We start from the raw sequence: 13,141 nt of genomic DNA, 5'->3' as shown, positions 1-13,141 counted from the left end.
AATATTTATGAGAGCAGAATTTGATGAAAGCTTAGTAACAGGAAATGAAATGATTGATTCACAGCACAAGGAACTGATTGACAAAATCAATAAGCTTCTGGATAGCTGCGAGACTACGAAAGACAAGCTGGTGGCAGTAAAGACACTGGATTATCTCGCAGATTATACGGAATTCCACTTTGGAGAGGAGGAAAAGCTGCAGGAGTCTATCCAGTATCCGGGAATCGCAGAACATAAGAAAGAGCATGATAAATTGAGAAATGTCGTAAAGGATCTTTATAATATGCTGGAAGAGGAAGAAGGGCCGTCGGACGCTTTTGTAGAGCAGGTAAATAAAAATGTGATTGAATGGCTGTATAGACATATCAAAGGATTTGACCGTTCTGTGGCGGAGTATAAGTTTATGAATGACAGCAGTGAAAGGCTATAAAGAATCGAATACAGATTCAGGACGAAGTCAGAGAAAGAGGGCAGGCCTGTGTACAGATTACGTGCACAGGCCTGTTGCTTTAGCGAAAAATAAGTTACGCCAATGAGGACAATACCTTTGCCTTTGTCACAATTCCCTTGAGCTGTCCATCTTTTCCTACAGCGGCGATTGGGTAATGCGCCGAGGCAGCCAAAGCCATAATATCGGCTACCAGGGTATCGGTATCTACCACGGGTATTTCCTTTTCCATAATATCTGTAATGAGGAGATGCTCCTTTCTGGCGCGCAGAGCGTCATTGATGGTGAGAACTCCGGCTAGGTGCAGATCCTTATCTACGACATATACGGTAGACAGTTCATTTTTATTCATTACACGAATGGCGTGTTCTGGCCCATCATCTGTCTGGATCAATGCCTTTGGTGTGATCATGATGTTGTGGACACAGAGCACATGAGACTTATCTGCATTATTGATAAAGGCTTCTACATATTCATTGGCAGGGTGTTCACTCATCTGCTCCGGAGTGTCAACCTGGACTAATTTTCCATCTTTCATAATTGCCACAGTGTCTCCAAGCTTAAACGCTTCATCAATATCATGGGTAATAAATATCACTGTTTTTTTAAGCTTACGCTGTATTTGAAGAAGTTCAAACTGCATATCCTGCCGAACGAGAGGATCCAGTGCAGAAAACGGCTCATCCATCAAAAGTACATCTGGGTCATTGGCAAGTGCGCGTGCGATACCTACACGCTGGCGCATACCGCCGGAAAGATTTTTGCAGGACTGATGCTCCCAGCCGGATAGACCGACCATTGAGATGACTTCCATTGCCTTTTTTTCGCGCTCGGCCTTGGAAACTCCTTTGACTTCAAGACCATAGGCGACATTTCCCAGAACATCCCGATGACTCATCAGTCCGAAGGACTGAAAAACCATAGAAATATTGTTGCGGCGAAATGTAAGCAGCTCTTTTTTGGAAAGCTTAGAAAGATCCCTTCCGTTGAAGCAGACAGAACCGGAGGTAGGTTTATTCAGCCGGTTAAAACACCGGACGAGTGTAGATTTTCCAGAGCCAGACAGACCTATGATAACGAAGATCTGTCCGCGGGGAATTTCCAGATTAATATCCCACAATGCCACAGATACCCCTGTTTTTTTCTGCACCTCTTTTTTTTGACTGCCCGCCTCCATAAGCCGCACAGCTTCTGTTTTATTTAATCCATATAATTTGCTTACATGGTGCACTTCGATTACATTTTCATTCCTATCCATATATTCTCCTCCAGCTTTTACTCTTCATTTCCGTTGTCTGTATTGTCACTATTTTTGTTGAACCAGCCCTGTGTAAGACGATCTAACACGACGGCGAGGATAACAACACAGCTACCGGCAATAAGCCCGCGTCCGATTTCGATACGGTTGACTGCGTTTAACACCTCCATGCCAAGACCACGAGCGCCGATCATAGAACAAGTAACGACCATTGCCATAGCCATCATTAACGTTTGGTTCACGCCGGTCATAATTGTAGGAACTGCCTGCGGTATCTGTACTTTAAACAGAGTCTGCCACCTGGTTGAGCCAAAGGAACGCGCAGCCTCGACGACTTCTTTGTCTACCTGGCGAATTCCCAGGCTGGTTAAACGGATGACAGGCACAATCGCATAGATCACTGTTGCGATCACCGCGGATGCATTGCCCATGCCGAACAGAAGAAGCGCCGGAATCAAGTAGACGAATACAGGCATAGTCTGCATCGTATCCAGAATAGGACGTACAATCCGGTTTGCTCTTTGAGAATTAGAGATCAGGATACCTACAGGGAGACCGAGCAGGAGAGCAATCACAACGCTTGCCAGTACAATAGAAAGCGTCAGCAACATCTCATCCCAGTAACCTACTATGCCGACCAGACTTAATATGGCCGCATATAGAATTCCGCTGCGTATCCGGCGGCGAACCCTCCATCCAAGTAAAAAGACAAGGAGGAGAAGCAAGAACCAAGGGATATGTGACAGCAGCCATTTAAACAAATTCACCAGGCCTCCGAGAACGTTTTGGACTGCCTGGAGCACGGAATCTGCCGCGACAGCAAATTCACGCACGGCGCTGTCGATTGCTACTGTATCCGGACTGAATACGACTGGAAAATGAAAGAGCCAATCGGAGTGATTGCCGGTGCCAGAGTCTTTCTCTAAGCTGGCATTGAGCAGTTCTGCCTGTTCTGAAGTGAGCCATTCTTCTATCAATTCGGGATGCTGCTTTAAAAGATATTTTGCGGCCGCTTCATGGTCATCCGGATCGTTTTTCTGCATATAGGCAAGTCCCTCGCTGATGAGTTCGGAACCGGTGTGATAGTTAGATAAAAATTCACAAAATTCGGGATTGGATTTGGCAAATTCATTACTTGCAGCTACGGTTACAGTCACAGCAGGGTACGCACCGATACCGTCGTGATAAGTATTGGGATCATAGGGGCTGTCTTCAAGCAAAACCAGATCATATTTTCCCATGAGCCATGTGGGCTCCCAGTAATATGCGACAAAAGGCTCTTCTTTGTCCCAGGCGGAAGTAATTGTAGAGTCTAAGGCGGCATTGCTGCCTGGAACGAGGTAATTATAATACTGATCCAGACCGTAGGCATCTATCTTCTTTTGCATAATTTCAGTAGCTTCCCAGCCAGGAATTCCGCCATAGATGATTCCTTTGGAGGTATCTTCCGGATCTGGAAAGAGTTCCGGATATTTTTCCAGATCTTGAACGGTTTTGAGATCTGGATATTCATCAGCTACATACCGAGGAATATACAATCCCTGGTAATTATCGTCAAAATTGATTCCAAGCTCTGTAAAAGTGCCGTCCTCCAGATCGCTTTGATAGGTCGGAATATTATTTGTCCATTCCTCCATGTTTACATCGATTTCATTTTTCATCAATGCTTCATGGGTGATAGGGGTAGAACCGGGCACTTCCACCCAGGTATATCCAAAAACCTCTTCGGCGATCAGCCCTGCAATGGCGTTGTTGAGCTTCACAGAATCCCAGCCTACATCGGCAAAAACAATCTCCTGTTTTCCTTTTGTCTCTGCCGCCTCTGTTTGAACAGCGGGAACAATGGAGAAAAAAGTGCCCGACAGCAGTATGGAGGCGACGGTAAGAGATAGAATCTTTTTCATAAATAAAAGTCCTCCTGTACATAATATAGTAAAAATTAGAATCAGCCGACGAGTTCTGTGATATAGCTGATGCTGGCTACATTGCATGCTACGACAAGAACATCGCCGATATACAGCGTAGTTTCTGAATCAGGGGAGAGCTGTATCTTTCCGTCTCTTCGGATAGCGACAACTGTACCGCCGGTGCTCTGCCTGAATTGTATGTCAGCGAGTGTCTTTCCAGCTGCCTTGCTGTCTGCACGAACAGTAAATTCATAGGTCTTAAGCTGCTCACTGTCCTTAAAACGTTCCTCTAAATCCATGATTTTTAAGAAGGTATCATAAATATCTCGGTTTAGCTGATCTCTTTGGGAAGTCAACTCTTTTAACTGGGATTTCAAAGCTCTTAAATCGTTGTCTACCTTGTATTGCTCCACATAGACAAGTGCATTCTGCCGAGATATAATGGTCGCGCCTACATTTTGTTGAATTTCGATTATATTCATATTAGAAAGTAAATTCATGGCACGCCGGATTGTCTCAGAAGATACCCCATATTGGGAACCCATCAAAGAACGTCCGGAAAAGCGCTGCCCCTCCGCCAGCTTTCCGTTCGCAATCTGTGAGGCAATATCGTAGGCGACGCGGCCATAGATGGGGATGTTTTTTGAAATTCTCATAATAGCGCTCCTTATATATTCAAGTATTGACAACCCAATATTAATATTAGGGTTGTCAGTTGTCAATAGAAGGAATACAATCTTTATGCGATTTTAAGATTATCAAGGAATAAGTATAATAAAGTATAAACAATATCTAAAATTAGCACTCGATGCTTGACAGTGCTAATAATCATTGCTATATTACTTATAGAACAATGAAACGAATAGTGAAGGAGGATTTGCTATGAACATAAATAAATTTACGCAGAATTCTATGCAGGCGGTGCAGTCCTGCGAGAAATTGGCTTATGAATATGGAAACCAGGAACTTGCACAGGAACATCTTTTGTATGCTCTTGTCACGCAGGATGACAGTCTTATTTTAAAACTGCTTGAGAAAATGAGTATTCAAGGGTCTCTGTTTGTCAACCGGACGGAGGAGCTGCTGCGCAAACGTCCAAAAGTACAGGGAGGACAGGTATTTGTAGGCCAGGATTTGAACAATGTCCTGATACACGCAGAAGACGAGGCGAAGCAGATGGGAGATGAATATGTATCTGTTGAGCATTTGTTTTTATCCCTGCTGAAATATGCAGGCAGAGACGTAAAACCACTTTTCAGAGAGTTTGGGATCAGCAGAGAGGGCTTTTTGCAGGCGCTTTCTACTGTGCGCGGAAACCAGAAGGTGACCAGTGATAATCCAGAAGCAACGTATGACACATTGAATAAATACGGGCAAGATCTGGTGGAACGGGCGCGGGACCAGAAATTAGATCCAGTCATAGGAAGGGATGAAGAAATCCGGAACGTAGTCCGAATTCTCTCGCGTAAGACAAAGAATAACCCTGTCTTGATAGGGGAACCGGGTGTCGGTAAAACAGCAGTAGTAGAAGGACTTGCACAGAGAATTGTCAGTGGGGATGTTCCGGAGGGCCTTAAGGAAAAGACGATTTTTTCCCTGGATATGGGAGCGCTGGTAGCAGGGGCAAAATACCGCGGAGAATTTGAAGAACGATTAAAGGCAGTATTAGAGGAAGTAAAGAACAGCGACGGAAAAATTATTCTGTTTATCGATGAGCTGCATACAATCGTAGGAGCAGGAAAAACAGACGGTGCAATGGATGCAGGAAATATGCTAAAGCCAATGCTTGCGCGGGGAGAATTACACTGTATCGGTGCGACAACGCTGGATGAATACAGACAGTATATTGAAAAAGACGCGGCGTTGGAACGCCGTTTCCAGCCCGTCATGGTAGAGGAGCCTACTGTGGAAGATGCAATATCGATTCTGCGCGGGCTAAAAGAACGCTATGAAGTATTTCATGGAGTGAAGATTACAGACAGTGCACTGGTGGCTGCGGCAACCCTATCGAACCGGTATATATCCGATCGTTTTCTGCCGGATAAAGCGATCGACCTGGTAGATGAGGCGTGTGCACTGATAAAGACGGAGCTGGATTCCATGCCTACAGAGCTGGACGAACTTAGAAGACGGGTTATGCAACTGGAGATTGAGGAAGAGGCATTGAAAAAAGAAGAGGATCGCTTAAGCAGAGAACGGCTGGAGCATCTTCAGGAAGAACTGTCTGAACTAAAAGAAGAGTATGCGGGGAAGAAGGTACAGTGGGAAAATGAAAAAACCTCCGTTGAACGGGTGCAGAAAATTCGCGAAGAAATAGAGCAGGTAAATAAGGAAATACAAAAGGCACAGCGGGAATATGATTTGAACAAGGCGGCAGAGCTTCAGTATGGAAAGCTTCCACAGCTTCAAAAACAGCTGGAGGACGAGGAAGAAAAGGTAAAGGCAAAGGATTTAAGCCTGGTTCACGAAGCTGTTACAGAGGAAGAAATTGCAAGAATCATATCCAGATGGACAGGAATTCCGGTAGCAAAATTAAACGAAAGTGAGAGAAATAAAACACTCCATCTTGCAGAGGAGCTGCATAAGCGTGTGATCGGACAGGAGGAAGGCGTGGAATTGGTGACGGAGGCGATTATCCGTTCCAAGGCAGGGATCAAAGACCCTTCTAAACCAATCGGTTCTTTCTTGTTTCTAGGCCCTACGGGGGTTGGAAAAACAGAGCTTGCCAAAGCGCTTGCCGCAGATTTGTTTGATGACGAGAACAATATGGTTCGCATTGATATGAGCGAGTATATGGAAAAGTATTCTGTATCCCGACTTATCGGGGCGCCTCCGGGATATGTAGGATATGACGAGGGAGGACAGCTTACGGAAGCAGTCAGAAGAAAACCATATTCCGTTGTATTGTTTGACGAGATTGAAAAGGCACATCCGGATGTATTTAATGTACTGCTTCAAGTGTTGGACGACGGGCGTATTACAGATTCACAGGGACGCACAGTAGACTTTAAGAATACGATACTGATTATGACCTCCAATATCGGCGCAGGATATTTGTTGGAAGGAATTCGGGAAGACGGAACGATAGAGGAACGCAGCCAAGAGATGGTAATGCACGATTTGAGAGGACATTTCAGACCGGAATTTTTAAACAGATTGGATGAAATAATCATGTTCAAACCATTGACGAAAACAAATATTCGTGCGATCATTGATTTGTTAATAGCGGATGTCAACAGACGTCTTCAGGAGAAAGAACTAAGAATTGAACTGACAGAGGCTGCGAAGAGCTTTGTCGTAGAAGGCGGATATGATCCGATGTACGGGGCAAGACCGCTTAAGAGATACCTGCAGAAAAACGTAGAGACATTGGCAGCGAGATTGATTCTTGCAGGGAATGTAGGAAGAGAGGATACTATCATAATAGATGCTTCTGATGGAAAACTAGAGGCGAGGGTGAAAGGACAGGTTATTGCATGAGACCTACCATTTTCCATATTGACGTCAACTCGGCCTATTTAAGCTGGACGGCAGTAGAGCAATTGAAAAGTGGTGCAAAGCAGGACTTACGTACGATACCGGCGATTATCGGCGGCGATCAGAAAGCACGCCGAGGTGTAGTGCTTGCGAAGTCTCTGCCTGCAAAACGATATGGCATCCGCACGGGGGAACCCGTTGCGAATGCCTTTCGTAAGTGTCCAAACCTGGTGATGGAAGCGCCGGATCGCGCGATGTACAAGGAAAAAAGTCGGCGTCTGATCACATATCTTAAGACGTATACAAAGGAGATAGAACAGGTCAGCATAGATGAGTGCTACATGGATTTTACATCTATAGCAGGAAAGTATCCTTCCTGTGTAGATGCTGCCTTTGAGATAAAGAATGGAATACGGGAAAAATTTGGATTCACAGTGAACATTGGAATCTCTACGAACAAGCTGTTGGCGAAAATGGCATCGGATTTTGAGAAGCCAGATAAAGTACATACATTATTTCCAGAAGAAATTCAGGTGAAAATGTGGCCGCTGCCAATCGGGGAATTATATATGGCGGGACATTCCAGTGTAGAGACGTTAAAAAAGCTGGAAATTCAGACGATAGGGGATTTGGCGCAGGCAGATCCAAGGCTGATAGCGCTGCATTTAAAAAGTCATGGGAAAATGCTCTGGGAATTTGCCAACGGTATCGATCACTCCTTGGTGCAGTCAGAGCAGACAGAGGCAAAAGGAATCGGAAATTCAACGACTCTGTCGGAGGACGCGAGAACCTTAGAAGAGATACAGCAGGTTTTTGACAGACTGGCGGACAGCGTGGGAATGAGGCTGAAAAAAGCGGGACAGAAAGCATATATGGTAAGTATGGAAATCAAATACTATGATTTTCAGACGATTTCTCATCAAATGCAGTTAGACAGACCGTCAAACAAACCTCAAATTTTATATGAAACAGCACTCCGTCTGTTTAAAGAGGTATGGAACGGAGAACCGGTAAGGCTTCTTGGAATCCGTACAGCAAAGCTGGTAGATGAAACAGAGCCGGAACAGATTACCATTTTTGATGTGGAGCTGCCCAAGCCTCCGGATGAAAAGCATAAGAAACTAAATGCGGCTGTGGAAGAATTAAATGCACGATTTGGAAAAGGTGCGGTCGTTAAGGGAACATTTTTGAGAAGGGGAAGTAAGAGGAAAAAAAGAAATGAAGGAAAAGCCGAAGATAAGAAAAAGGGATTATAATCTGGAGTTCATCCGAATGGTTTCCTTTCTTTTTGTGATTGCCATTCATGTAACGAATTATTTTTGTCGTGCGTATGGAGAAATTTCTGCCGGGGAATATTATTTTTCTCTGGTATTAGATACAGTGGCACGGGTGAGTGTTCCCTGCTTTTTTATGATTACCGGGGCGCTTCTGCTGGGAAGAGAAGAGCCGTTTGAAAAACATGTCAGGAGACTTTTGCGGTTTGTGGTGGCTTTGGTGGTGTGGAGCATTGTCTATTACCTGTGGAATACATTTTATATGAAAACCCCGTATGATTTAGGCGATATTTTGTATGTGCCTACAGAACCGCATCTGTGGTATTTGTATGCGATGATCCCCATATACCTGGTGATTCCTTTTTTGCAGGTTATGTGCCGGTTTATGGGAATAAAGCTGGAATACGCATTTCTGGCAGTGATTAGTGTGACGACAATCTTCAATTATGTCTCTTCGCTTGTCCACGAAGAGGCTTACTATGCTCTGCCGCTAATCGGGGATAAAGTCTATATGTATTATGTATTTATCGGATATTATATCTATCGGTATAGAAAGCATATCCGACTTGGACAGAGGACAGCATTTCTTATATTTGCGGCAAACATGGCTGCGGTATTCGGTATAACTGCCGGAATGACAGTACAGACAGGGGAACATTGCGAGAAGGTTTTAGAATATGGCTGTCCGTTTATAGCAGCCGGTTCAGCAGCGTTCTTTCTCTGGGCAATTCGGTTTAAAAAATGCCGGTTTGAGCCAGAGGGAAGACTTAAAAGCTGGATCGACCGTATTTGTTCCTGTTCATTTGGTATCTATCTAATCCATATCCTCTTTCTGGACAATTATAAAAAATATATGGAGCCTGGGGATTTTACGGCGTGGGCAGCGATTCCTCTTTTGATTGGCACAATTGCCGCGGCTTCATATGTATCTGTATTCCTGATACGAAAATGTTCCTGGGGCAGACAAATAACATAAATGCTGTTATAATAAAACGTATTGAGACAAATCCGGCCTGATAAAGAGGCAGAGGTTTCCTGAGGAGGAGTAAAGAATGAAACTAAATGAGTTACTAGAACGTTTGGAATATGAAGTGATCCAGGGAAGTGATGAGACGGAGGTGACAACGCTTGTCAATGATTCTCGGAAAGTAGAGGCAGGTTCTGTATTTGTATGTATCTGTGGAGCAGTATCTGACGGGCATGCGTATGTAAAGGAAGTGGCAGATAAGAAAGCAGCGGCAGTGATTGTGCAAAGAAAGGTGGACGCGCCAGAGGGGGTGACGGTGATAAAGGTCAGCGACTCCCGGTATGCCCTTGCCTTGATGTCAGCGGCATATTTTGGTTATCCTGCAGAGAAGCTGAAAATCATCGGAATCACAGGGACAAAGGGAAAGACTACTACGACCTATCTGATCAAATCGATTTTAGAGGAGGTAGGACATAAGGTAGGGTTAATCGGAACCATTGAGGCGATCATTGGTGAGGAAAGGATTCCGGCAGCGAATACAACACCGGAGTCTTATACGATCCACCAGTATTTTGCCAGGATGCTCAAGGAAGGCTGCGACAGTGTTGTAATGGAAGTGTCCTCCCAAGGCTTGATGCTTCATAGAACCGCAGGGATTCCGTTTGAGATAGGGATTTTTACGAATCTGGGAAAAGATCATATCGGGCCCAATGAACATAAGGATTTTGAAGACTATAAAAGATGCAAGGGGTTGTTGTTTAAGCAGTGCAGAATTGGAATTGCAAATGTGGACGATAAATATTTTGAAGACGTTTTTCAAAATGCTGCTTGCCGGACGGAGACATTTGGATTTTCCAAGAAAGCAGATCTGCGTGCTATGGATGTGCATCTCGTAACCAGGCCGGGCTACCTGGGGGTGGCATACCATGCTTCAGGTGTTATGGATATGGAGGTAGAGATCGATATTCCAGGGACATTCAGTGTTTATAATTCTTTGACAGCAATTGCGGTGTGCCGTCATTTTGATGTGCCGGCGGATAAGATTAAAAGAGCACTGAAGCAAGCGAAGGTCAAAGGCAGGATTGAGATGGTGAAGGTCTCAGAGGATTTTACATTGATGATCGACTATGCACACAACGCAATGAGCCTGGAGAGCCTGTTGACAACGCTGAAGGAATATCATCCGCAGAGACTGGTCTGTGTGTTCGGCTGCGGAGGAAACCGATCGAAGGATCGCAGATATGAAATGGGGGAAGTATCAGGACGGCTTGCAGATCTGACAGTGATTACATCTGACAATCCAAGATTTGAAGAGCCACAGGCAATTATAGATGACATTAAAAAGGGAATTGAAAGAACAAAAGGGAAATATATAGAGATCTGTGACCGGAAAGAGGCAATCCGCTATGTTATTGAACATGGACAGACAGGGGATGTCATTGTCCTTGCAGGAAAGGGGCATGAAGATTATCAGGAAATCAAGGGTGTGAAATACCCGATGGATGAGCGTATTTTGATTCAGGAAGTATTAGAAGAAAGAAAAGAAGAGAAAAAGTAGGTGAGGCAGATACATGTTTGCCAATATTATTGTGGATATTACACACGAAAAGCTGGATAAAATTTTTCAATACAAAGTCCCCTCCCGAATGGAAGGGGAACTTTCTATTGGTATGGAAGTATGGATTCCGTTCGGAAAAGGAAACCGGATTACAAAAGGGTACGTGACGGGCTTTTCCGAGCACAGCGACTATGATGTGTCCAAAATAAAAGAAATCCAGGAAATCTCCAAGGACGGCGTGGCGATTGAGGCAAAACTGATTGTTCTTGCGGCATGGATGAAGGAGCAGTACGGCGGAACGATGATTCAGGCATTAAAGACGGTACTTCCCATCAAGCAAAAGGAAAATGCAAAGGTGAAAAGACAGGTGCGGCTCCTCCTGGACAAAGAGGCAGGAGAGCAAAGACTGGCCTTTTATCTGGAAAAAAATCAGAGAGCGCGTGCGAGGCTGTTGGCTGCACTCTTGGATCATCCGGTGTTGGATTATGAACTGGTCACCAAGAAGCTAAGTATTACAATGTCTGTGATACGGGCGTTGGAAGAGCAAAAGGTGATCGCTTTAGAGTCCGAACAGATATACCGCAATCCTGTAAAAGGAAAGACGCAGCAGAGGAAAGAAATTACATTTACGCCGGAACAAAAGCATGCGATTGACACTTTTCGGCAAGACTATGAACGACAATTCTATAAAACGTATCTGCTCTATGGGGTTACTGGAAGTGGTAAGACAGAAGTATACATGGAAATGATACAGCTTGTAGTGAGCCAGGGCAGGCAGGCGATTGTACTGATACCAGAAATTGCCTTGACATATCAGACAGTAATGCGGTTCTATAGCTGTTTTGGAGATCGGGTATCTATTATGAATTCGCGGATGTCTGCGGGTGAACGCTATGATCAGATGCTGCGGGCCAAAGATGGGAAAGTAGATGTGATGATAGGGCCGCGTTCTGCATTGTTTACTCCGCTGCCAAATTTAGGGTTGATCGTCATAGATGAGGAGCATGAGAATACGTATAAAAGCGAACAGGTGCCGCGGTACCATGCACGAGAGACGGCGATTCAAAGGGCAAGTATGGAACAAGCGAGTGTAGTTTTGGGAAGTGCAACCCCTTCTATGGAGGCAATGTACCGCGCAAGGCAGGGAAATTATACGCTGTTGGAAATGAAGAACAGAAGCGGCATGCAGAAGCTGGCAAAAGTAAGCATTGTCGATATGCGGGAGGAATTAAAAAGTGGAAATCGTTCTATTTTAAGCAGAAAGCTACAAGAGATGATGGAGGAAAGGCTGAAAAGAAAGGAGCAGATCCTGTTGTTTTTAAACCGCAGAGGATACGCAGGCTTTCTCTCCTGTCGGGAGTGCGGACATGTGATAAAGTGTCCCCATTGTGACGTGTCACTGTCTCTGCACAGGAATGGAAGGCTTGTATGTCATTACTGTGGGTATGAGGAGCCGAAAGCGTCTGCCTGCCCTGTATGCGGATCACGGCATGTGGGGGAATTTAAAGCGGGGACACAGCAGATTGAAGAGATGGTAAAGCGTAGGTTTCCGCAGGCACGCACCCTTCGGATGGATATGGATACAACACGTGGGAAAGACGGGCATGAAAAGATTTTGTCTGCCTTTGCAGACAAAGAGGCAGATATTCTGGTAGGTACACAGATGATTGTAAAGGGACACGACTTTTCAGATGTGACACTGGTGGGGATTTTGGCGGCAGACATGTCTTTATATGCAGATGATTACCGCGCCGGAGAACGTACATTTCAGCTTCTGACACAGGCGGTGGGACGTTCTGGAAGAGGCGATATAGAAGGAGAAGCAGTGATTCAGACATACAGCCCTGAGCACTATGCTGTAGAGACAGCGGCAGCGCAGGACTATGAAACCTTTTATGCGGAGGAAATTCAGTATCGTAAATGGATGGGGTATCCGCCGGCAGAGAATCTGCTGGCTGTACTGGCAAGCGGCAAAGAAGAGGCTATATTAGAGATAGGATGCAAATATTTAAAGGAATTTGTCACGCGTTTTTGGGGGGCAGGAGAAATACAGATAATTGGGCCTGCAAGCCCTGGAATCGGAAAAATCAACGATGTATATCGAAGAGTACTCTATATAAAAGCAAAAAGATATGATACACTGGTAGGGATAAAAAACAGACTAGAGCAATATATTGAAGTGAATTCTGGATTTGCTAAGATGCGGATTCAGTTTGATTTCAATCCGATGTATCTATAAGAAAAACAGGAGG

Annotated in this window: 9 protein-coding genes; 6 read left to right on the top strand and 3 right to left on the bottom strand. The window is 44.8% G+C overall.

All coding sequences use genetic code 11. The features are described 5' to 3' along the window. The first annotated feature begins 7 nt into the window (after positions 1-7). Positions 8-430, top strand: a complete 423-nt coding sequence (locus tag H8S37_RS14830) for a bacteriohemerythrin (RefSeq protein WP_186876851.1) — start codon at positions 8-10, stop codon at positions 428-430. A gap of 94 nt (positions 431-524) precedes the next feature. Here the strand turns inward: H8S37_RS14830 and H8S37_RS14825 are convergent, their stop codons facing one another. The 3 genes from H8S37_RS14825 to H8S37_RS14815 are packed head-to-tail and all read right to left on the bottom strand — an operon-like array spanning position 525 to position 4,269. Beyond that, the gene (locus H8S37_RS14825) at positions 525-1,706 is read right to left on the bottom strand and encodes a quaternary amine ABC transporter ATP-binding protein (protein ID WP_186876850.1); all 1,182 of its coding nucleotides are present in this window, start codon (positions 1,704-1,706) and stop codon (positions 525-527) included. Between the two features lie 17 nt (positions 1,707-1,723). After that, entirely contained in the window at positions 1,724-3,610 is a 1,887-nt protein-coding gene (locus H8S37_RS14820) for a glycine betaine ABC transporter substrate-binding protein (RefSeq protein ID WP_186876849.1), read from the bottom strand. A 41-nt stretch (positions 3,611-3,651) separates the two neighbouring features. Next, the gene (locus H8S37_RS14815) at positions 3,652-4,269 is read right to left on the bottom strand and encodes a TrkA C-terminal domain-containing protein (RefSeq protein ID WP_186876848.1); all 618 of its coding nucleotides are present in this window, start codon (positions 4,267-4,269) and stop codon (positions 3,652-3,654) included. 226 nt (positions 4,270-4,495) lie between these two features. Between H8S37_RS14815 and clpB the strand changes: the two genes are divergently transcribed. The 5 genes from clpB (at position 4,496) to priA (ending at position 13,128) form a co-directional block, all read left to right on the top strand. After that, a complete protein-coding gene (gene clpB / locus H8S37_RS14810) occupies positions 4,496-7,093 on the top strand; it encodes an ATP-dependent chaperone ClpB (protein ID WP_186876847.1) in 2,598 nt (865 codons plus the stop codon). Continuing rightward, on the top strand, positions 7,090-8,346 hold the full coding sequence (locus tag H8S37_RS14805; RefSeq protein ID WP_186876846.1) for a Y-family DNA polymerase: 1,257 nt from the start codon (positions 7,090-7,092) through the stop codon (positions 8,344-8,346). Before clpB ends, H8S37_RS14805 begins: the two co-directional genes overlap by 4 nt. Then, complete coding sequence (locus H8S37_RS14800; protein ID WP_186876845.1) at positions 8,309-9,340, top strand: acyltransferase; 1,032 nt, start codon at positions 8,309-8,311, stop codon at positions 9,338-9,340. Before H8S37_RS14805 ends, H8S37_RS14800 begins: the two co-directional genes overlap by 38 nt. Positions 9,341-9,416: 76 nt before the next feature. Next, positions 9,417-10,889: a UDP-N-acetylmuramoyl-L-alanyl-D-glutamate--2,6-diaminopimelate ligase gene (locus H8S37_RS14795; RefSeq protein WP_186876844.1), complete on the top strand. Its 1,473-nt coding sequence runs from the start codon at positions 9,417-9,419 to the stop codon at positions 10,887-10,889. 13 nt (positions 10,890-10,902) lie between these two features. Next, positions 10,903-13,128 (top strand): replication restart helicase PriA, encoded by a 2,226-nt coding sequence (gene priA / locus H8S37_RS14790; protein ID WP_186876843.1) that lies wholly within the window; start codon positions 10,903-10,905, stop codon positions 13,126-13,128. Positions 13,129-13,141 lie beyond the last annotated feature (13 nt).

Source organism: Mediterraneibacter hominis, assembly GCF_014287475.1.
In the GTDB taxonomy this organism is placed as follows: domain Bacteria; phylum Bacillota; class Clostridia; order Lachnospirales; family Lachnospiraceae; genus Mediterraneibacter; species Mediterraneibacter hominis.
This window is presented reverse-complemented; position numbering and strand designations above follow the sequence as displayed.